Consider the following 20903-nt stretch of genomic DNA (forward strand, 5'->3'; position numbering starts at 1 on the left):
ATCGCATCGCTGCGTGCTACAGATTGAAAACGCGGCTGGGGTGCACTTCGCCCGCTTTGTAGATGCCGACAGCAACCGGTTGATCGTTGTAAGACACCCAGACCTCGTCACCATATTCGGCGGTGCCGCCAAGCACCATGCCTGGATTGCCGTTTTTAAGTTTGGCGGCGCCTTCAGCGGTCGCACGCAATTCTTCTAAACCGCCAAGACCCTCTGACACAGGTAGGATATATTCGTCCAGTCCGTCTGTTTTCGCGAGTTCATTCACCAAATCAATGGTCACACCGTCTTCGGTTTCCCATGGGCCAGACCATTCACGGCGCAACCATTCGACATGGCCGTAGCAGCCCAGAAATTCGCCCAAATCACGTGCGATAGAGCGGACATACCCGCCTTTACCACAGGTCATTTCTAGCAAAACGTGGTCCGCATCCGTACGCTCGATCATCAGCATTTCATCGACGTAGAGCGGGCGTGCCGCAATTTCGAAATCTTCATCTTCGCGCGCCAATTTGTAAGCGCGCTGACCGTCGATTTTGACGGCGGAAAATTTTGGTGGCACCTGCAAAATGTCGCCGACGAATTGCGGCAAAGCGGCTTCGATTGCGGCGTCCGTCGGGCGCAGATCACTGGTGGCGATCACTTCGCCCTCGGTGTCGTCTGTATTGGTTGCTTGACCCAAACGCACAGAGAATCTGTAGCATTTCAACGCATCGGTGATGTAGGGTACTGTTTTGGTCGCCTCGCCCAAGGCAATAGCCAAAAGACCAGTGGCTTCGGGATCAAGCGTGCCTGCGTGCCCTGCTTTTTGCGCGTCCAGTGCCCATTTGACTTTGTTCACAACAGCGGATGAGGTCATGCCTGCCGGTTTGTCGACGATCAGCCAGCCGTGTACTGCGCGGCCCTTTTTGACCCGAGCCATTATTCGTCTTCGTCCGAAGCTGGAGCGTCGTCATCTGGTGTGTCGACTTTTGCCAAATCCCGCTGGATACGTTCGTCTTTGAACAGCTCACGCGTCGCGTCCATACGATCAAATGTGTCATCCAACTCAAAGCGCAGCTCTGGAATGTGTTTTATTGTCAAAGCCTTACCAACGTGATGACGGATCAAACCTGTCCGGCGACGCATCGCCTCAAGCGCCTCATTGGCGCCATCGCCCCCAAGCGGCATGATGTAAACCGTCGCGATACGCATATCGTTGGTCACACGGACCTCGCCGACCGTAATCGACAGGGCCGTGATCGCAGGATCGTGGATTTCTCCACGTGCGAACATCTCCGACAAGCGGCGGCGGATTGCTTCGCCAACGCGAAGGGTGCGGTGCGAACCTGATTGTCCGCCTGAATTTGTACGTCTAGCCATAGACGCGAAATAGTCGTGATTTGCCGTTCATGCAAGCGAGGCTTTGCCAAACGCGGATCATCGGGTTAAACCTCGGCGCAAATTCAAGGATAGGAGCCCATAAAATGACCGATCTTCCAGGCATCGTGATTACAGGAGCATCAGGCCGAATGGGTCAGATGTTGATCAATACAGTTATGGGGTCCGACAAATGCAAACTTGTTGGCGCGGTTGAGCGCACTGGTCACGACTGGGTCGGGCGTGACGTGGGCGAGGCAATGGGCGGTTTGGCCAATGGCGTGATCGTCACAGATGACGCGCTAGATGCCTTTTCCCATGCCCAAGCTGTGATCGACTTTACCGCGCCTGCCGCGACGGTCGCGTTCTCAACTTTGGCAGCTCAAGCACATTGCGTTCATGTGATTGGTACAACAGGCATGACAGACGCGGACATTGCCAAGCTGAGTGCTGCCGCGCATCACTGCACAATTGTGCGGGCGGGCAATATGTCTTTGGGGGTCAATCTGTTGACCAAGCTGACCAAAATGGTGTCCGAAGCTTTAGATGCAGATTTCGATATCGAAGTTGTCGAATCGCACCACAATCGCAAAGTCGATGCGCCTTCTGGTACAGCTTTGATGCTGGGCGAGGCTGCAGCCGAAGGGCGCGGCGTGAAATTGGCGGATGTGTCTGATTCAGGTCGCGATGGCATTACGGGTGCCCGCAATCGCGGCGATATCGGATTTTCCGCCATTCGCGGCGGCGACATCGTGGGCGAGCACGACGTGATGTTCCTTGGCGACGGCGAACGCATTATCCTGCGCCATGTTGCATCTGATCGGTCTTTGTTTGCCAAAGGCGCTTTGAAGGCTGCACTTTGGGGGCAAACGCAGAAACCAGGTGAATACGATATGATGGACGTCTTGGGACTTTAGGATCCGCGACTTAGATTTTTTAAGAGCGCAGGATCACTGCTTTGCGCTCAAAAATCGACAGCGATGCCTTTTTTCTCGTAGTCGCCATAGCGAACAGGCTCAGGTCCTTCGCGACCACCAAGCTCAAGCGGCATAGCTGCAAGCTCGGCATCGCGTTTGATTCGGCGCTCTTCGGCTTCGGCCAAAGCACGCTGGGCGGCCTCAGGAAGGTGGCTAATATCACGCGCTTGCGGGTTTGACGTCTCGTCGGTCATCGGGAAATCCTTGTTCGGTTCATAAGACTGATATACGAGGCAAAGCCATGAAAACAAGATCATCAAAAGACGCGAGCCTCGATGCACGCCGCGCAGCGCTTGCGCTTCTCGATGCCGTTACGATTGAAAAACGGCTGTTGTCCGAAGTTTTGCCCAGCAAAACGGAGCGCTTAGACCCATCTGAGCGGGCGCGCGCACAGCGGCTGGTGACGGAAAGCCTGCGGGCGATGGATCGCAGCGACCGCATGCTTGGGCCACATTTGACCAAACGCCCCGCACCGCACGTGATGAATGCGTTGCGTTTGGGTGTGTACGAGATCTGCGGTGCTGGCGAGGCCTCGCATGGTGTGGTGAATTCTTATGTGTCTTTGATGCAAGAGCGTACAAAAGCGAGCCATTTCAAAGGGCTGGTCAATGCGGTCCTGCGCAAAGTGGCTGACGAGATTGAGAAATGGGATACATTGCCTGTCCCGATGATGCCCAAATGGCTGCGCAAGCCTTTGTTGGCGGATTACGGCAAAGAGGTTGTGGCGGCGATTGAAGCGGCTCATGCAAAAGGCGCGCCGCTTGATTTGACCTCAAAAACTGGCAGCACGGATGTGGCCATGGCGTTGGGGGCAGACATTTTGCCAACGGGCAGTCTGCGCCTCAGTTCAGCCACGCAAGTGACCAAGCTCAGCGGTTTTGAGGATGGCGATTGGTGGGTGCAAGATGCTGCTGCCGCATTGCCCGCGCGCATTTTAGCGCCACAAAAAGGCGAACGAATCTTAGATATGTGTGCCGCCCCTGGTGGGAAGACGCTGCAAATTTCGGCCGCCGGTGCGGAAGTGACCTCGTTGGATGTGTCTGAAAGCCGGATGAAGCGTCTCGTTGAAAACCTTCAGCGTTGTTATTTGCCTGCGATTCCCGTTGTGAAAGACGCGCTTGAGTTCGAAGACGAACCTTTTGATGCCATTTTGCTGGATGCGCCTTGCACGGCGACAGGTACGATTCGCCGTCACCCAGATTTGCCGTATTCCAAAGACGGTTCTGAATTTCCTGGTCTGTTCGAGCTACAAGAGCACATGATCGATCGCGCGTTGACGCTGCTGAAACCGAACGGCAGGTTGGTCTACTGCACCTGTTCGCTGCTGATTGATGAGGGCGAAGAACAGGTCAGAGATGCTTTGGCGCGCCACCCCAATTTGCGTGTTGATTTAGACGCGCTGAAAATCGCGGGCGTCGAGGCGGATTGGATCGGGCCGGAAGGTCTGCGCACACGGCCTGATTTTTGGGCAAATCGCGGTGGAATGGACGGGTTTTTTGTGACGGTTTTCCGCCGGTCTTGAAAATGGAGCGAAATCACCGATGACAGGATAGGTTGCAACCTGTATCTAAATCGCAAACCATAAACGCCTTGAGCAATAGCAGGGTGAGGCAGACAGAGCATGTCGCAAACCGAAGACTGGCGCGCACGAATGACCCGCCGCATGAACAGATTTCATGCGTGGCGTGCGGCGCGTGCGCGGGCTGCGACCGGATTCGTATCTCAACCTGAACCAAAATCCATAGGGTCGTTTGCCAAAGGGCGTCAGCTGATAGCGGGTAATTTCCTATTCGCAGGCCAATTGGTTGAAGCCCCGAAAAGCGCCATCTGGGATTTGAACGCCACGAGTGATGCCTTCGTTGAAGAACTCCATGGCTTTGCGTGGCTGGATGATTTGGCGGCCGTCGGCGACATGAATGCGCGCAAGCGGGTGCAAGAGTGGACTATCGTGTGGATGGATCGACATGCGCGCGGCTCTGGTCCTGGGTGGACGCCTGATTTGACAGGCCGCCGTTTGATCCGCTGGATCAACCACGCTTTGTTTTTCCTGTCAGGCCAAGATACGCCGGTTTCCAACGCTTTTTATAAAACGCTGGCGCAGCAAACCATTTTCTTGTCGCGCAGATGGCATACGGCATCACAAGGTCTGCCAAGATTCGAAGCTTTGACAGGGCTGATTTACGCCGGTCTGTCTTTGCAAGGAATGGAAGAGCACGTTGATCCAGCTGTCAAAGCTTTGGCAAAAGAGTGCGAAGAGAATATCAACGCGGAAGGGGGCCTAACGACCCGTAACCCAGAAGAGTTGTTGGAAGTGTTCACCCTTTTGACTTGGGCCGCCGCCGCTTTGTCTGAGGCGGGCCGCATTGCTGGCGACCACCACATCGCAGCCATTGAACGGATCGCGCCCACATTGCGCGCTTTGCGTCATTCGGACGGCGGGCTCGCGAGGTTTCATGGTGGCGGGCGCGGCATCGAGGGGCGGCTTGATCATGCGCTCGTGAGCTCTGGCAACACATCGCCGCCGTCAGAAGGTTTGCATATGGGGTATTTGCGCCAATCGGCTGGACGCACCTCGATCGTCACGGATGCTGCGCCGCCGCCGACCCGCGAAAATTCATTCAATGCGCATGCATCGACCTTGGCATTTGAGCTGACATCAGGGCGGCGTCCTTTGATTGTGAACTGTGGCGCAGGTGCGAGCTTTGGCGAAGAGTGGCGTCGCGCTGGGCGAGCAACGCCGTCGCATTCGACGCTTGGCATCGACGGGTTTTCGTCGTCGCGGCTTGGCGCAAAGCGTTTGATTGGTGGCCATATGCGCGAGCTGTTGGTGGATGCACCGGACGATGTGCGCTTAGAACTTCGCGCTACGGATGAAGAACTTGGATTTGTGGCGGGGCATAACGGTTATGTGCGCACTCATGGATTGACGCATGTGCGCCAGATCGATTTATCCGCAGACGGGCGCGGGATTGCGGGAGAAGATACCTTGGCCACGATCACTCGCGCCGACGAAACACAATTCGACCGGATGATGGACAAGCTCAAACTGCAAGGCATCCCGTTTCATGTGCGCTTTCATCTACACCCCGATGTCGATGTCACGTTGGACATGGGGGGGGCGGCTGTGTCGATGGCGCTTAAGTCTGGCGAGATTTGGGTCTTTCGGCATGACGGACGGGCGAAATTAAGCCTAGAACGGTCGGTTTATTTGGAAAAAGGCCGATTAAAGCCCCGCGCAAGCAAACAAGTGGTTCTATCTGCCGCCGCAATGGATTATGCGACGCGCGTCCGTTGGACTCTGGCAAAGGCGCAGGACACGCCGACAACCTTGCGAGATCTTGAACGAGACGACGACATTTTGACCTGATCTGAAATGTGATCTGGAGTGCTGGATCACCAAATGACTGCCTATCTGGGGACTTCTGATGACTGATCTTTATCCGGTGCGCCGCGCGCTTCTTTCTGTTTCTGACAAAACGGGCCTTGTTGACCTTGGCAAAGCGCTTGCCGCACGTGGTGTTGAGCTGTTGTCGACTGGCGGTTCTGCCAAGACGCTGCGCGACGCGGGACTTGAGGTCAAAGATGTGGCTGATGTCACGGGCTTCCCTGAGATGATGGACGGTCGCGTGAAAACGCTGCACCCCAAAGTGCATGGCGGCCTTTTGGCGCTGCGCGACAATGACGAGCACGTAAAAGCGATGGCAGATCACGACATCGGTGGCATCGATTTGTTGATCGTGAACCTCTACCCGTTCGAGGCCGCTTTGGCGCGTGGTGCGCAATACGACGAGATGATCGAGAATATCGACATCGGTGGTCCTGCGATGATCCGTGCCTCTGCTAAAAACCATGGCTTTGTGACCACTGTTGTAGACGTAGAAGATTATGACGCTTTGCTGGCCGAGCTGGAAGCCAACGAGGGTCAAACGTCTTATGCTTTCCGCCAGAAACTGGCGCAGATTGCCTATGCACGCACCGGTGCTTATGACGCGGCTGTGTCCAACTGGATGGCGGACGCGATTGGTGATGCCGCCCCACGCCGTCGTGCGTTTGCGGGGACTATCAAACAAACCTTGCGCTACGGCGAAAATCCGCATCAGTCTGCGGCCTTCTACACCGACGGATCAAATCGTCCCGGTGTGGCGACAGCGACCCAACATCAGGGCAAAGAGCTGTCCTACAACAACATCAATGACACCGATGCGGCGTTTGAATTGGTGGCTGAGTTTGATCCGGCTGAAACGCCAGCTGTTGCGATCATCAAACATGCCAACCCTTGTGGTGTGGCCAAAGGTGCGACGTTGCTGGACGCCTACAAGAATGCTTTTGATTGTGATCGTACCTCCGCGTTTGGTGGCATTGTTGCCTTGAACCAAGCGTTGGACGCGGAAACTGCCGAAGCCATCGTTGAGATTTTCACTGAAGTTGTGATTGCCCCTGGTGCGACGGATGAAGCCAAAGCGATTTTCGCCAAGAAAAAGAACCTGCGCTTGCTGACAACCGACGGCTTGCCGAATGTTTTGGAAGCCTCGCACACTGTGCGTCAGGTGGCTGGCGGTCTGTTGGTGCAAAACAAAGACGCAGGATTCATCAGCTTGGATGACTTGAAAGTGGTGACCAAAGTGGCCCCCACTGAAGAACAGCTCAAAGACATGTTGTTTGCTTGGAAAGTCGCAAAACACGTGAAATCCAACGCGATTGTGTATGTCAAAGACCAAGCGACAGTCGGCGTCGGCGCTGGGCAAATGTCACGCCTTGATTCTGCTTTGATCGCGGCCGCGAAATCCAAACGTATGGCCGAAGCTATGGGTCTGGACGAATCTTTGGCCGTTGGCTCGGCTGTGGCCTCTGACGCTTTCTTCCCCTTTGCGGATGGTTTGCTTGAAGCCGCTGCTGCGGGTGCCACTTGTGTGATCCAGCCTGGTGGTTCGATGCGCGATCAAGAAGTGATCGATGCCGCAGACGAGGCGGGCCTTGCGATGGTCTTCACCGGCATGCGTCACTTCCGTCACTAAGCAAGGTTAGGGTTAAATATGCGCATCACGGCTTTGACAGCTTTCATCATTTTTGTGATCGACCAGCTTTCCAAATGGGTCGTGGTGCATGCATTTAATTTGCGTTCAGTGGGGGAAATAGATGTTTTCCCCCCGTTTTTGGTGTTTCGCATGGCGTGGAACACGGGCATCAACTTTGGCCTCTTTTCCCAATACGCGGAAATGTTGCGTTGGGGCTGGATCGCATTGGCGATTGTTATGTCCATTTGGGTTCTAACATGGGTGCGGCGCGAAAACTTTGGCTGCATTGGCAACCTCAGTGCAGGGCTACTTGTCGGTGGTGCCTTGGGCAATGCGATTGATCGCGTGCTTTACGGGGCTGTCGCAGATTTTCTGAATATGTCATGCTGTGGTTTTAAAAACCCCTATTCCTTTAACGTCGCGGACATCGCGATTTTTGCAGGGGCCTTCGGGCTTATTCTTTTCACAGGCGATACGAAAAAGCGCGCGTGACCTTGTGGTAAGGTTGCGTTAGAAACGGTCAGACGGTTAGGGCGGAGAGAGCATATGTTGTACGCAAAAAGCGCTAAAATGGTGATGTGTTTGGTGATGTTAATCGCCGCAACCGCCTGCGCATCCAAGTCTACGATTGCGCCCACAGCGGTGGGAACGGGTCCAGACGAGTTTTCGATCATGCCTGCAAAGCCTTTGGAATCACCGGCAGACTTTGCTGCGCTGCCTGTTCCAACTTTAGGTGGAACCAATCTGACTGACGTAGCCCCCAAAGCCGATGCAATTGTGGCCTTGGGCGGGCGGGCTTCAACAGCAACTGGCGTTGATGGCGGCATTGTGACCTATGCGTCGCGCTATGGTGTCGATCAAAGCATTCGCAGCGAATTGGCCACGTCCGACGCGCGTTTTCTTAAGTTGAAAGCGGCTGCGCCGTCGTTTCCGTGGGTCAAAAACAAGTACGAGCGCGCCTATCGCCGGTTGGCCCTTGACCCTTGGGCAGAACTTGAGCGTTTGCGCGCGCTTGGCGTTCTTGTGCCCTCTGCGCCCCCTGAGGGCTAACACTGTTCACTTAACCGTCAACAGCGCTTGCCCTCAGCTCACAGAGTTGCCAACTATATGCGTGAACGTTGTTTGAAGGTGAACGCATGAAGACTCTTCTTAGTACTTTTTTCATTGGTTTGGCATTGCCAGCTGCTGCGGCAGATATTTCCAGCTTTTCGCTCGACAACGGCATGGAAGTTGTCGTTGTCGAAGACCACCGTGCCCCCATCGTGGTGCACACTGTCTGGTACAAAGTGGGGGCCGCTGACGAAGTGCCGGGCAAAAGTGGGATCGCGCATTTTCTTGAACATTTGATGTTCAAAGGAACCGATAACATGGAGGCTGGCGAATTGTCGGCCACGGTCACACGCAATGGCGGCTCTGATAATGCTTTCACCAGTTGGGATTACACCGCTTATTATCAACGTGTTGCAGCGGACAGATTGCCATTGATGATGGAAATGGAAGCGGATCGCATGCGCGGTCTGCAAATGACCGAAGACGATGTCGCGACTGAGCGCAATGTCGTTCTGGCAGAGCGCAACCAACGTACGGACAGCGATCCAGGGGCGTTATTTCGCGAACAAATGCGCGCAGCGCAGTTTTTAAATCACGGTTACAGCATCCCTATTATCGGTTGGCGTCACGAAATTGAGCAGCTCAATCGCGAGGATGCCTTTGCATTCTATCGCCAGTACTACGCGCCGAACAATGCCATTTTGGTCGTGGCGGGCGATGTGGACCCTGAGGAGGTAAAAACCCTTGCGCAGACCTATTATGGGCCTATTGAGCCCACAATTGGCTTGCAAGAACGTGTGCGCCCGACTGAACCACCACAATTGGCCGAACGCCGTCTGACAATGCGTGACGCCCGTGTTTCGCAGCCCTACGTCACGCGCACCTATATTGCGCCGGAACGCAACCCTGGCGACCAGTCCGAGGCCGCAGCGCTTGAGTTTCTCGCCAGCCTTTTGGGCGGCGACGGAGCGACATCGTACCTTGGTCAGGCTTTGATGTTTGATGACCCGAAAGCGATATTTGTCTCTGCGTTTTACAATGGATCATCCGTCGATTTGGGCACTTTCGGATTGGTCATAGCACCTGTTCCCGGGGTCTCTTTAGAGAATGCCGAGATTGCATTGGACGCGACGATCAAGAAGTTTTTGCAAGAGGGCGTCGATTTAGAACAATTTGAACGTCTGAAAACCCAACTGCGTGCCTCGCAGGTTTATGCGCAGGACAATATCGAAAGCCTTGCACGTGGGTACGGACAGGATCTGACCATTGGTCTCAGTATCGACGATATCAAAACATGGCCTGATGTGCTGGACGCGGTCACACCCGAGGACGTCATGGCCGCGGCAAAAAGTGTTTTGAATAAATCCAACGCCGTGACCGGATTTTTGATGCCCGAAATGACATCAGACGATACTCAAAAGGACGCAGAACAATGAAGCCTTTTATTTCCGTGATCGCAGGCGCCACATTGGCCATCGTCAGCCTTATGTCCTCAGCATCTGCCCAAATCGATGTTCAGGAAATAACAACTGACGGCGGCCTCAGCGCATGGTTGGTGGAAGAACATTCCAGTCCGTTTACGGCTCTTGAGCTGCGATTCAAAGGCGGCACGTCATTGGATCGGGTTGGCAAACGCGGCGAGATCAATTTGATGATGGCCACCTTGGAAGAGGGGGCTGCTGATCTAGATGCGCAAGGGTTTGCCAAAGCCCGCGACAGCTTGGCCGCGCGTTTTGATTTCGAAGCTCATATCGATTCGGTATCGATTTCAGCACGCTTTTTGACCGAAAACCGAGATGAGGCCGTGGCCTTGCTCCGCACGGCGATTATGGAGCCTCGTTTTGATCAAGCGGCGGTGGACCGTGTGGGCGGGCAAGTTCTGTCGAATATCGACTCTAATGCGACATCGCCAAACGAAATTGCCTCTTCGACATTCAACGCTCTCGCATTTGGTGAGCACCCCTACGGTAGCTCATCTAGTGGCACAGTTGAAACTGTTGCCGGACTTACGTCAGAGGATATGTCGACAGCGCTCACACGTGTCATGGTCAAAGACCGACTTTATGTCTCTGCCGTTGGCGATATCACAGGGTCTGAGTTGGCGCGCATGTTGGACGATCTGTTGGGGGATTTACCGCAATCTGGTCCAGAATACCCGCCCTACATCGCACCTGCGCTTGCGGGTGGCGTCACCGTCGTGCCGTTTGAAACACCGCAATCGGTTGTGATGTTCGGCCACTCAGGTATCAAACGCGACGATCCTGATTTCATTCCAGCCTATATTGCCAATGAAATCATTGGTGGCACACGTGAATCGCGCTTGATGCAAGAAGTGCGTGAAAAGCGCGGGCTGACTTATGGTATCGGGTCCTACCTTGTGCCTTATTCACAATCCGAAGTCGTGTTGGGACAGTTTTCATCCAGCAATGCGGTGACTGCGCAGGCCATTGATGTGGTGAAAGACGAATGGCGTAAACTCATTGATGAAGGCATATCTGCCGAGGAACTTGAAGAGGCCAAAACCTATTTGACGGGGTCTTATGCCCTGCGGTTCGATGGGAATGCGCCGATCGCCAGCATCTTGGTTGGCATGCAAATGTCAGGTTTGGAGCGCGATTACATTTCCAAACGAAATGATTTGGTGAACGCTGTGACATTGGATGACCTGAACCGTGTTGTGCGTGAATTGTACAAGCCTGACGAGCTGACTTTTGTCGTCGTTGGTCAACCGGATGATCTAAAATCCGATTGATTTGAACATGGCCGAATCGGGAAACCCCATGCTATTTCTAGTGGTATGAATTCTTCTGACCTCAATATAGGCCAATCTGGGCCGACCGCATCGCGCCCTGTCATCCGTCAATTGGATGAGGGTGCGATCAACCGTATTGCCGCTGGCGAGGTGGTTGAACGCCCTGCTTCTGCGGTGAAAGAGCTGGTCGAAAACGCCATCGATGCGGGGGCGCACCGGATCACCGTCGACTATGCCGATGGTGGCAAGACCTTGATCCGCGTGACCGATGATGGTTGTGGCATGACCGGTGATGATCTGCCGCTGGCCCTGTCGCGTCATGCAACGTCCAAGATTGACGGCACGGATCTTTTGAATATTCACACCTTTGGTTTTCGTGGCGAGGCCTTGCCTTCGCTCGGTGCCGTTGGGCGTTTAAAAATCACGTCTCGGGCCGAAGGGCACGAGGGGGTGAGCCTGTCGATTTCTGGCGGGCGCGCCGATCCGATCAAACCTGCTGCCTTGACCAAAGGCACTGTGGTTGAACTGCGCGACTTGTTTTTCGCCACGCCAGCTCGATTGAAATTTTTGCGTACGGATCGCGCTGAGGCCAAAGCCATTTCAGATGTGGTCAAGCGTCTGGCGATGGCCGAACCTTTTGTGGGCTTTGTGCTGCGCGATGTGTCGGGGGGCGGCGAGGGCCGTGTGACGTTCCGTGCTGATCCGCAAACGGGTGACATGTTCGATGCGCTGCACGGGCGGCTTTCAACTGTGCTGGGCAAAGAGTTCGCGGAAAACGCTTTGGCGATTGATGCCGAACGCGAGGGGCTACACCTGACGGGCTATGCTGCTTTGCCGACCTATTCGCGTGGATCCTCTGTGGCGCAATTCTTGTTTGTTAATGGGCGTCCCGTGCAAGATCGGCTTTTGCTTGGGGCTTTGCGCGCCGCTTATTTTGACTACCTCAGTCGTGATCGTCATCCGGCGGCTTGCCTGTTTATCGACGTTGATCCGCACCGCGTGGATGTGAACGTGCATCCGGCCAAATCCGAAGTGCGGTTCCGTGAACCCGCCGAAGCCCGCAGCTTGATCGTATCAGGTCTGCGCAATGCTTTGGCCGCAGCAGGTCACCGCGCGTCGACAACCGTTGCGCAAGCGACGCTGAAAGCAATGCAGCCGGAAACGCCTTTCTTGGGTGGCCAAGGCGATGCCCCTGCCAGTGATGATGCGCCGCGCATCTATCAAATGGATCGACGTGGCGCGTCTGGCTATACGATGCCGCCGCGCCCGTCCGCTGGCGGAGTTCAAAGCAGCTATGACTGGCAAGCGCCTGCGCGGGTCGATGTTCCAGGGTTTGCCGAAATGGCTATGCCATCCGCGCGGGTCGAAGAGGTAACGCCTCAACTTACGGCGGAAAAATTACCGCTTGGGGCAGCGCGTGCGCAGGTGCATGAAAACTATATCATCGCGCAGACCGAAACGGGCATCGTGATTGTCGATCAGCACGCCGCGCATGAGCGACTGGTCTATGAGAAACTTAAAAAACTGATGGCTGAAAATGGCGTCGCATCGCAAGCTTTGTTGATCCCCGAGGTGATTGAACTCGGCGTAAATGATGCGCAGACCTTGCTTGATATGGCCGATGATTTGGCAGTGCTTGGTCTGGTGATCGAGGCCTTTGGCGCAGGCACTATTGCGGTGCGCGAAACACCAGCCATTTTGGGTCGCGTTGATGCAACGGCGATGATTTCGGATATTTTGGACGAATTGGCCGACCTTGGTGACAGTCACACCGTACAAGCGCGCATCGAGGCGGTGCTGTCACGCGTTGCCTGTCACGGGTCTATTCGCTCAGGGCGTTGGATGCGCGGCGAGGAAATGAATGCGCTGTTACGAGAAATGGAATCGACGCCGCATTCAGGGCAATGCAACCATGGCCGCCCGACCTATGTGGAGCTCAAACTGTCTGACATCGAGCGCTTGTTTGGCCGCACATGATTGAGATCGGCGATATGACTTTATCTTTGAATGATCCCCTGACGCTGCTGGTGCTCGTTGGGGCTGGCGTGTTGCTGTTGATGGTGGTGTTGCTGTTTGCGGTGTTGCGCAGGTCAGGTGAGGCCGCGCGGATGGCGCTGCCTTTGGCGAACCAAATGAACCAGCTGGGCCACCGGGTCCAATCTTTGTCTGACGGGCAGAACCAGCTTGCAGGCGGGCTGTCACATGTGTCCGAATCGCAAGCTGCTGCGCAGGCGCATATGTTGCAATTGATGGAACGTCGCCTTGCGGATGTCACCGTGGCGATGACGGAAAACCTGCAAGGGTCGGCGCGACGTACCGCGCATAGCTTGGGCGAGTTACAAGAGCGTTTGCAGACCATCGACAAGGCGCAGGCCAATATCGAAAAGCTGTCGGGTAATGTCTTGTCGCTGCAAGACATTCTGTCGAACAAACAAACGCGTGGCGCATTTGGGGAAATCCAGCTCAACGACATCGTTGGAAAAGCGCTCCCGAAAGACAGCTATACGCTGCAAGCGACGCTTTCTAACGGTCGGCGCGCGGATTGTCTGATCCACTTGCCCAATCCTCCCGGATCGATTGTGGTCGATAGTAAATTTCCGCTTGAGGCCTATGAGGCTTTGCGGCGTGCTGATACGCAGTGGGAGGTCAATGAGGCGGCTAAAATGATGCGCACGGCTGTTAAAAAGCACATCAATGATATCTCAACCAAGTACATCATCGAGGGCGAAACCGCTGGCGGTGCCTTGATGTTCTTGCCCTCTGAGGCCGTCTACGCCGAGTTGCATGCAAACTTTCCTGAACTGGTGCGTGACGGCTTTGATAAACGTGTTTGGATCGTGTCGCCCACCACCTGCATGGCGACGCTACACACGATGCGCGCGATATTAAAAGATGCGCGGATGCGCGAACAGGCGGGGTCCATCCGCAAAGAGCTGGCGCTTTTGGCGGGTGATGTGGATAGGCTGGGCACGCGTGTTGGCAGTCTGGATCGTCACTTTGGGCAAGCGGCAAAAGACATTGAAGACATCAAGATTTCCGCTGAAAAAGCTGGAAAGCGCGCGCACAGACTGGATCATTTTGATTTCGAAGAGCTGGCAGCGGACACGCCCTCTGTGCCTGCCGCTGCCGTGGTGCCTCTGACACTCAAAGACTGATTTGCATTTCTGCTCTAAGGGGTTGCAAGGATTGAGGTTGCCAACAGGCGGCTCCGAGGGCATCACGGCGCTATGACAGTCGTAAAGCGAACCCCTTTTGCATTGGTCATACTGTTATGGCTCAGTGGTGTCTTGGCGGCTGGCCAATTCGCTAAAATCTCGGTGACATTTCCGTATTTTCGTGATGTGTTCTCGTCCCATGGGCCAACGCTTGGGTTTCTCGTTTCATTGGTTTCTACAGTCGGCCTAATCTGCGGATTGTTTGCAGGTGCGTTTATCGCCAGAGTTGGCGCACGAAAGCCGCTGATTGCTGCGTTGTGTTTGGGCGCTGGCCTGTCGATTTATCAAAGTACGATCCCAAATTTTGGTCCGTTTTTGATGAGCCGTCTTTTTGAAGGTATCTCCCATCTTTTGATCGTTGTCGCTGCTCCCACTGTTTTGGGACAAATCACTGAGCCGCGTCACCGTGCTGTGACAATGGCATCGTGGAGTACGGTCTTTGCTGTGTCTTTCGCCATGTTCTCGTGGGGTGGAGCGCCGCTTGTGGAGCGCTTCGGTGTCCCATTTTTGTTTTTGTGCCACGGCGCGGGCATGACCTTAGCAGCGGTTGGTGTGTGGGCATTCTTGCCAAGCAACATCATTCCGCGCTCGCCCAATCCACTGACGTTGCGGGCCATCGTGGCGCGCCATGTCACGGCCTACACCTCGCCTTGGATCGCTGCGCCCGCCGCAGGGTGGTTTTTTTATGCTGCCGGATTCGTGGCCTTGGTTACGGTGATGCCAGATTTCTTTGTTCCCGAGCACCGTCTTGTATTGGTTGGCATCTTACCCCTGTCTGCGTTGGTCGTGTCGATGACCTTGGGCATAACCTTGGTGCGGCGCTTTACGTCGGTTCCTGTGGTCATCGGCGGCTTTTGTTTATCGCTGTTCATGGCGCTGTCTTTGGCCTTTGGTGCGCCTGTTGAGCTTGCCGGTATCGCGATTTTGGCCGCGACGGGATTGGTTCAAGCCGGTAGCTTTTCCGCCATTCCGGTTTTGAATGTGACGCCGCAAGACCAAGCCCTTGCCAATGGGGCGCTGGCGCAGCTGGGCAACGCTGGCAATATGATTGGCACGCCGCTGTTGATCTTGCTCACCAATGCCTTTGGCCTGTCTGGGGTGATCGTTTTTGCGGCATGCACATTTGGCTGTGGTGCGGTGATCCATCTTTTGTTGGTACGGTTGCGCCGCACCAGAGCCCGCTAAAACTTTCAATGGAGGCGGCGCAAAACAAAAGAACCGCTCAGTTTCCCGAGCGGCTCTTTTAATTTAGTAAGCTGCTGAAGCTTAGCCCTGACGGGCTTTGAAGCGCGGCTGCGTTTTGTTTATCACATAAACGCGGCCTTTACGGCGCACAATGCGACAATCGCGGTGCCGGCTTTTCAGCGAGCGGAGTGAGTTGCGAACTTTCATGTCCAGTCTCCTTATCGCGGCGCCTGCGTGCGCCAGTTAAAACCAATCTAACGAAACGATGGTGGGTATAACAAGGTTCGAACTTGTGACCCCTTCGATGTCAACGAAGTGCTCTACCACTGAGCTATACACCCATTTTCGTCCACGGGATTGTTACGTCTTGAACAATTTGGCCACAAAGGCGTCACTGCTCAAAGCGTAGGTCGTTCCCACGTCAGTCCGAGGGCGTATAAAAGGAGTCGGAGCATTGATCAAGGGCTTTTGGAAAGGAAAATCGAAAGCTATAGTTTTCTGTGAAAGGACAATGAGATGAGCAAGGTTCCCTACCGGCTACAGCGACCTGAAAAGCGGACGTCATGTGTTGTATTTTCCTCGCCGCATAGCGGGTGTGAATACCCTGCCGACATGTTGAAACGCTCTGCTTTAGACCCTTTTACGCTCAGATCCTCCGAAGATGCCCACGTTGATCGGCTTTTCTCGAACACGCCAAACTATGGCGCGATATTTTTAAATGCAACATATCCAAGGGCTTGGGTCGATTTGAATCGGCGTAGTGATGAGCTGGACCCTGCATTGATTGATTCCATTTTCGCACGGGGTCTGAATGCGCGGGTTTTGTCGGGTCTTGGTGTGATTCCCCGCGTGGTAGCAGGCGGGCGCGCAATATACAGCGGCAAGCTCACAAGAGCAGAGGCTGAATTGCGAATCGCCCAAGTGTGGCAGCCATATCACTTAATGCTTGAGACGCTTTTGCGCGAAACCAAAACTTTGTTCGGCCAAGCGCTGTTGGTCGATTGTCATTCGATGCCGCGCGAAGCGCTGAAGCATACCAGAACCCCAAGTGGCGCTAGGCCAGAAATCGTTATCGGAGATCGCTTTGGCGCCTCGGCGAGTGGCGTATTGGTGGACGGGATCGAGGCTGCCTTTCGCGCCGAAGGGTTTGAAGTGTTGCGCAACGTGCCTTTTGCTGGGGCCTATATCTCCCAACATTATGGGCGGCCAAGTCAGCACCAGCATTGTGTCCAGATTGAAATTGATCGTTCGCTTTATATGGATGAGAAGACCTTGATCCCATTGATCGGCTTTGAGGATGTGAAGCATAGGCTTAGCGGTGCTGTACGTCGTATCGCGCATTTGGACGCGGGGCGTTTGTCTTTGGCGGCTGAGTGATACGTTTGCAGGTCACTTCTTTATAGAGATCGCCCCTTGATTATTGCGTCCTTACCGAATTTGCGGCGAATTTCGTCGCGGGCTCGTTCCACATCAGCACGTTTGCCCGCATCGGGATCAAGCAGATCAGCCGATAGATTCGCACCGTCGTCTGAGGTGAGGTTGCTGATGCCCACACCGATCAGGCGAAACGGGCCCTCATGGATGGTTTGATCCAACAGCCCACGCGCGGTGCGATATATATGATCCGCCATGTTCGTGGGGCTGGATAGGGTCAAGCGTCGGGTAAGCGAAGTGTGATTGGAGCGCTTCAGTTTCAAAGTGACAACGTGGCCTGCTTGAGCCTTTGCCTTAGCGCGATCTGAGACTTGCTCTGACAGTCGCCAAATATGTTTGTCGAGCACATCAATAGCCATCGTATCCACCGAAAACGTGGTTTCTTTGGAAATGGATTTGACCGATTGGCGCTGCGAAATGCGGCGGGCATCTAAGCCGCGCGCCAGATGCCAAAGGTGATCGCCCATCGATCCAAACCGGACATGTAATTCATCACGCTCCCACCGGCGCAAATCAGCAAAGGTGCGAATGCCTGCTTTCTCTAACGAGGCCTGTCCGACTTTACCCACGCCCCAAATCAGTTTGATGGGCTTGTTGGCCAAAAAGCTTTCGGTTTCCGCCAGACCTATGACCGAAAATCCGTGCGGCTTATCCAGATCGGAGGCGATTTTGGCTAAAAATTTATTGTGGCTGAGTCCGATGGATCCAGTAAGGCCAAGCTCATGTCGCATACGTTTCACCAGTCGTGCTAACATCACAGCGGGTGGCGCGCCGTGCAAGGTTGCAGTGCCGCTCAGGTCCATGAAAGCCTCATCCAGAGACAGAGGTTCCACGTTGGGCGTTAACTCGTCCATCATTTCACGAATGGCTTTGGAGGCCTCGCTATAGGCCGACATGCGCGGAGGGACGACAACGGCTTCGGGGCATAGCTGCAAGGCCTTGAACATAGGCATGGCGGACCGCACGCCTTTGACGCGCGCGATGTAGCAGGCCGTCGAGACAACCCCGCGTTTGCCGCCGCCAATGATCACAGGTTTGTTGCGTAAATCAGGGTTGTCGCGTTTCTCAACCGAGGCAAAAAACGCATCACAATCCATATGCGCGATGCTTAGATCGTAAAGCTCAGGATGCGATAGTACACGCGGTCTGCCACAAGACGGGCAACGCGTGCCTGCTTCAAATGTGGTCAAACAATCGCGGCACAGATTTGGCATCGAACCCTCGGTTTTGACTTGCTGCTGTATACGTGCAGATTGAACTTGGATAGACACTACCTAAATAGATACAAACAAACGAGTGGTGTATTCATGGTTGAAATTGAAATTCCTGCGTTCTTGACGGGTGGTAATCTTGTGGTGCTGGCGATTGCTGCACTGATCGTTTTACTTGTCTTCAAGGGACTGCGCATTGTGCCGCAGTCCGAAAAGTTCGTGATCGAACGATTTGGTCGTCTGCGCACAGTGCTTGGAGCTGGGATCAACTTTGTGATCCCGTTGATTGATCGCGTTGCGCATAAGATTTCCATTTTGGAACGCCAATTGCCCAACGCGATGCAAGACGCGATTACGTCAGACAACGCTTTGGTGAAGGTGGAAACCTCTGTGTTTTACCGCATCACCGAACCTGAGCGCACCGTATACCGTATTCGCGACGTTGACGGTGCGATTGCGACGACTGTTGCGGGTGTTGTGCGGTCTGAAATCGGTAAGATGGAACTCGATCAAGTGCAGTCTAACCGGTCACAGTTGATAGAGACGATCAAAGCACAGGTCGAGAGCGCGGTGAATGATTGGGGCATCGAAGTGACGCGGGCCGAGATTTTGGACGTGAACCTTGATGAGGCAACACGTGCCGCGATGCTGCAACAGTTGAATGCCGAACGCGCGCGTCGTGCGGCTGTGACCGAGGCCGAAGGCTCGAAGCGTTCTGTCGAATTGAACGCTGATGCCCAGCTTTACGCGGCTGAACAAATCGCCAAAGCGCGCCGCATAGAAGCGGACGCCGAAGCCTATGCAACGGCTGTTGTGGCCAAAGCGATTGCTGAGAACGGCATCGAGGCGGCACAGTACCAAGTGGCGTTGAAGCAAGTCGAGGCGCTGACAGCTGTCGGCAACGGCCCCGGCAGTCAAACTGTGATTGTGCCCGCTGCGGCGCTTGACGCCTTTGGCGACGCGTTCAAGCTTTTCGGAGGTAAAAAATAATGGATCCGATGACGCCAGTAGCTATCTGGACGCTTTGGTGGGTTTGGGGTCTTGGCGCTGTGGCTTTGTTGGTGCTTGAAGTCTTTGCTCCGGGGTTCTTGTTTCTGGGCTTCGGAGTAGGAGCGGCCGTTGTGGCAGGGCTTTTGGGTCTTGGCCTTGGATTTGATAACCCTGCGATCTTGGCGCTGATCTTTGCCGTTGTGTCAATGGCGGCATGGTTCGCGATGCGCAGCATCTTTGGGGTGCGCCAAGGTCAGGTGAAAGTCTGGGACAAAGATATAAACGATGACGTCTAAGCGACCTTATGACTGACGATGCTATCGTTGAATTTGATGGCGCAAAAGTCGCCATTCTACGTCGCGCACAGGTGCTTACACTCTTGCGCGACGATACCCCGAGCATTCCCTTTCCCAATATGTGGGACTTGCCGGGTGGCGGGCGCGAACACTCTGAGACCCCGTTTGAAACCGTCGCGCGCGAGGTGTTCGAAGAGCTGTCGTTGAGCATCGCACCCGAACACATCATCCATCACCGAGACTATAATAGTTGCAGTAATCCTGCGGTAAAAGTACATTTCTTCGTCGCACGCTGGGATGATTTGACGGATGAAAGCATTGTTTTGGGGGATGAAGGGCAAGCATGGAAATGGACGCCGATTGCCGAGTTTATCACAAACGAAAACGCCATCCCCTCTTTGCGAGACCGATTGCGTTGGGCTCAAGAGGACATGGCGTTTTAGCGTGTATGCGATGGGGCGAGCGTAGACCTATGTGGCGCGGTCTTACCACAGTAACAGGCTGACCGTTTCGAAAGAGACGCTACTTTAAGACGCTGATTTAAGAGGGGCCGCCGTTGGATTTCCAAGCCTCAGCGATCTCGCGTTGGATCGCAAGCGCCGCGCCGCGCGGGTCTTCAGATTGCCAAATAGGGCGGCCGACGACCATGTGATCAACGCCACTTTTGATCGCACTGGCCGGTGTTGCGACGCGCTTTTGATCCCCAAGCGCTGCACCCGTTGGGCGCACGCCAGGTGTCACGATCAACTTGCCAGCGGCTTCGGGCAGAGCGCGCACAAGGGCGGCTTCTTGTGGGGAACAAATCACACCGTCTGCACCAGCACGCAAAGCATTCCCTGCGCGTTCTTGGACCAAATCTTTGATCTCTCCGGATTTGATCAAAGCACCGTCCAAGTCTGCACGATCCAAAGACGTCAGGATGGTCACAGCAAGGATTTTCATGTCAGAACCCGACGCGCCTTGTTTGGCGGCTTCAACCACATAAGGGTCGCCGTGAACCGTCAGAAAATCGATGTCAAATTGCGCCGTGCCGCGCACCGCGTTTTCCACAGTCGCGCCGATGTCAAAGAACTTCATGTCTAGAAAGATCTTTTTGTCATGTTCTTGTTTGAGCTCATTGGCCAAAGCCAGCCCGCCACCAGTTAGCATACCCAGCCCGATTTTGTAAAAGGACACGGCATCGCCAAGTTGCTTGGCGACTTCTAGCCCTTGGAGCACGTTTGGAACATCGAGGGCTACGATTAGGCGGTCATCTGCGGGTGCGGTCATGGTCTGGCTCCTATGATTTGCCCCTCTCATATTGCTATCCGTGATGTGAGACAAGCCATGGGTATTTTAACATATCTAAGTGCCACTGGCTTTGCGCCACGTCAGGGCGCAAACTTCTCGTATATGTGATCTTGAATTGGGGCCAAGTGC

Annotated in this window: 21 protein-coding genes and 1 tRNA gene; 15 read left to right on the top strand and 7 right to left on the bottom strand. The window is 54.6% G+C overall.

What is annotated here, in order from left to right; all coding sequences use genetic code 11:
- Positions 1-16 precede the first annotated feature (16 nt).
- Complete coding sequence (gene truB, locus WNY38_RS13310; RefSeq protein WP_342857834.1) at positions 17-922, bottom strand: tRNA pseudouridine(55) synthase TruB; 906 nt, start codon at positions 920-922, stop codon at positions 17-19.
- Positions 922-1362, bottom strand: coding sequence for a 30S ribosome-binding factor RbfA (gene rbfA, locus WNY38_RS13315; protein WP_342857835.1), 441 nt, complete (start codon positions 1360-1362; stop codon positions 922-924). Before rbfA ends, truB begins: the two co-directional genes overlap by 1 nt.
- A gap of 104 nt (positions 1363-1466) precedes the next feature.
- Between rbfA and dapB the strand changes: the two genes are divergently transcribed.
- Positions 1467-2276 carry a 4-hydroxy-tetrahydrodipicolinate reductase gene (gene dapB / locus WNY38_RS13320; protein WP_342857836.1) on the top strand — a complete coding sequence of 270 codons (810 nt, stop codon included), beginning with the start codon at positions 1467-1469 and terminating at the stop codon, positions 2274-2276.
- Between the two features lie 47 nt (positions 2277-2323).
- Here the strand turns inward: dapB and WNY38_RS13325 are convergent, their stop codons facing one another.
- A complete protein-coding gene (locus WNY38_RS13325) occupies positions 2324-2530 on the bottom strand; it encodes a DUF1674 domain-containing protein (protein ID WP_342857837.1) in 207 nt (68 codons plus the stop codon).
- A 47-nt stretch (positions 2531-2577) separates the two neighbouring features.
- Here WNY38_RS13325 and WNY38_RS13330 point away from each other — a divergent pair, with 47 nt between their 5' ends.
- The 10 genes from WNY38_RS13330 to WNY38_RS13375 all read left to right on the top strand — a co-directional run bounded on the left by WNY38_RS13330 (position 2578) and on the right by WNY38_RS13375 (position 15553).
- Positions 2578-3858, top strand: a complete 1281-nt coding sequence (locus WNY38_RS13330; protein ID WP_342857838.1) for an RsmB/NOP family class I SAM-dependent RNA methyltransferase — start codon at positions 2578-2580, stop codon at positions 3856-3858.
- Positions 3859-3957: 99 nt separating this feature from the next.
- Positions 3958-5703, top strand: a complete 1746-nt coding sequence (locus tag WNY38_RS13335; RefSeq protein WP_342857839.1) for a heparinase II/III family protein — start codon at positions 3958-3960, stop codon at positions 5701-5703.
- A 58-nt stretch (positions 5704-5761) separates the two neighbouring features.
- Positions 5762-7351 carry a bifunctional phosphoribosylaminoimidazolecarboxamide formyltransferase/IMP cyclohydrolase gene (purH, locus tag WNY38_RS13340; protein ID WP_342857840.1) on the top strand — a complete coding sequence of 530 codons (1590 nt, stop codon included), beginning with the start codon at positions 5762-5764 and terminating at the stop codon, positions 7349-7351.
- 18 nt (positions 7352-7369) lie between these two features.
- Positions 7370-7843, top strand: coding sequence for a signal peptidase II (gene lspA / locus WNY38_RS13345; protein WP_342857841.1), 474 nt, complete (start codon positions 7370-7372; stop codon positions 7841-7843).
- A gap of 54 nt (positions 7844-7897) precedes the next feature.
- Positions 7898-8401, top strand: coding sequence for a DUF3035 domain-containing protein (locus WNY38_RS13350; RefSeq protein ID WP_342857842.1), 504 nt, complete (start codon positions 7898-7900; stop codon positions 8399-8401).
- A gap of 86 nt (positions 8402-8487) precedes the next feature.
- Entirely contained in the window at positions 8488-9837 is a 1350-nt protein-coding gene (locus tag WNY38_RS13355; protein WP_342857843.1) for a pitrilysin family protein, read from the top strand.
- Between the two features lie 50 nt (positions 9838-9887).
- A complete protein-coding gene (locus tag WNY38_RS13360) occupies positions 9888-11153 on the top strand; it encodes a pitrilysin family protein (RefSeq protein ID WP_342857860.1) in 1266 nt (421 codons plus the stop codon).
- A 45-nt stretch (positions 11154-11198) separates the two neighbouring features.
- Positions 11199-13130: a DNA mismatch repair endonuclease MutL gene (mutL, locus tag WNY38_RS13365; protein ID WP_342857844.1), complete on the top strand. Its 1932-nt coding sequence runs from the start codon at positions 11199-11201 to the stop codon at positions 13128-13130.
- The gene (gene rmuC, locus WNY38_RS13370) at positions 13127-14308 is read left to right on the top strand and encodes a DNA recombination protein RmuC (protein ID WP_342857845.1); all 1182 of its coding nucleotides are present in this window, start codon (positions 13127-13129) and stop codon (positions 14306-14308) included. The genes mutL and rmuC overlap by 4 nt, the downstream gene beginning before the upstream one ends.
- A 72-nt stretch (positions 14309-14380) precedes the next feature.
- Positions 14381-15553 carry an MFS transporter gene (locus WNY38_RS13375; RefSeq protein ID WP_342857846.1) on the top strand — a complete coding sequence of 391 codons (1173 nt, stop codon included), beginning with the start codon at positions 14381-14383 and terminating at the stop codon, positions 15551-15553.
- Between the two features lie 81 nt (positions 15554-15634).
- On the opposite strand, the gene ykgO is transcribed toward WNY38_RS13375, so the two are convergent.
- Both ykgO and WNY38_RS13385 read right to left on the bottom strand, forming a co-directional pair.
- Entirely contained in the window at positions 15635-15760 is a 126-nt protein-coding gene (gene ykgO / locus WNY38_RS13380; RefSeq protein ID WP_085850311.1) for a type B 50S ribosomal protein L36, read from the bottom strand.
- Between the two features lie 59 nt (positions 15761-15819).
- Positions 15820-15894: transfer RNA gene (locus tag WNY38_RS13385), tRNA-Val, on the bottom strand.
- A 175-nt stretch (positions 15895-16069) separates the two neighbouring features.
- Between WNY38_RS13385 and WNY38_RS13390 the strand changes: the two genes are divergently transcribed.
- Positions 16070-16930 carry an N-formylglutamate amidohydrolase gene (locus WNY38_RS13390; protein WP_342857847.1) on the top strand — a complete coding sequence of 287 codons (861 nt, stop codon included), beginning with the start codon at positions 16070-16072 and terminating at the stop codon, positions 16928-16930.
- Positions 16931-16950: 20 nt separating this feature from the next.
- Here the strand turns inward: WNY38_RS13390 and WNY38_RS13395 are convergent, their stop codons facing one another.
- Entirely contained in the window at positions 16951-18201 is a 1251-nt protein-coding gene (locus WNY38_RS13395; RefSeq protein WP_342857848.1) for a DNA polymerase IV, read from the bottom strand.
- Positions 18202-18294: 93 nt separating this feature from the next.
- Between WNY38_RS13395 and WNY38_RS13400 the strand changes: the two genes are divergently transcribed.
- The 3 genes from WNY38_RS13400 to WNY38_RS13410 are packed head-to-tail and all read left to right on the top strand — an operon-like array spanning position 18295 to position 19927.
- A complete protein-coding gene (locus tag WNY38_RS13400) occupies positions 18295-19188 on the top strand; it encodes an SPFH domain-containing protein (RefSeq protein ID WP_342857849.1) in 894 nt (297 codons plus the stop codon).
- Between the two features lie 8 nt (positions 19189-19196).
- Entirely contained in the window at positions 19197-19484 is a 288-nt protein-coding gene (locus WNY38_RS13405; RefSeq protein WP_342857850.1) for a hypothetical protein, read from the top strand.
- 8 nt (positions 19485-19492) lie between these two features.
- Positions 19493-19927 (top strand): NUDIX hydrolase, encoded by a 435-nt coding sequence (locus WNY38_RS13410; RefSeq protein WP_342857851.1) that lies wholly within the window; start codon positions 19493-19495, stop codon positions 19925-19927.
- 97 nt (positions 19928-20024) lie between these two features.
- On the opposite strand, the gene pyrF is transcribed toward WNY38_RS13410, so the two are convergent.
- The gene (pyrF, locus tag WNY38_RS13415; RefSeq protein ID WP_342857852.1) at positions 20025-20753 is read right to left on the bottom strand and encodes an orotidine-5'-phosphate decarboxylase; all 729 of its coding nucleotides are present in this window, start codon (positions 20751-20753) and stop codon (positions 20025-20027) included.
- Positions 20754-20903 lie beyond the last annotated feature (150 nt).

Origin of the sequence: Pacificibacter sp. AS14 (assembly GCF_038899935.1) — a bacterium.
In the GTDB taxonomy this organism is placed as follows: domain Bacteria; phylum Pseudomonadota; class Alphaproteobacteria; order Rhodobacterales; family Rhodobacteraceae; genus Celeribacter.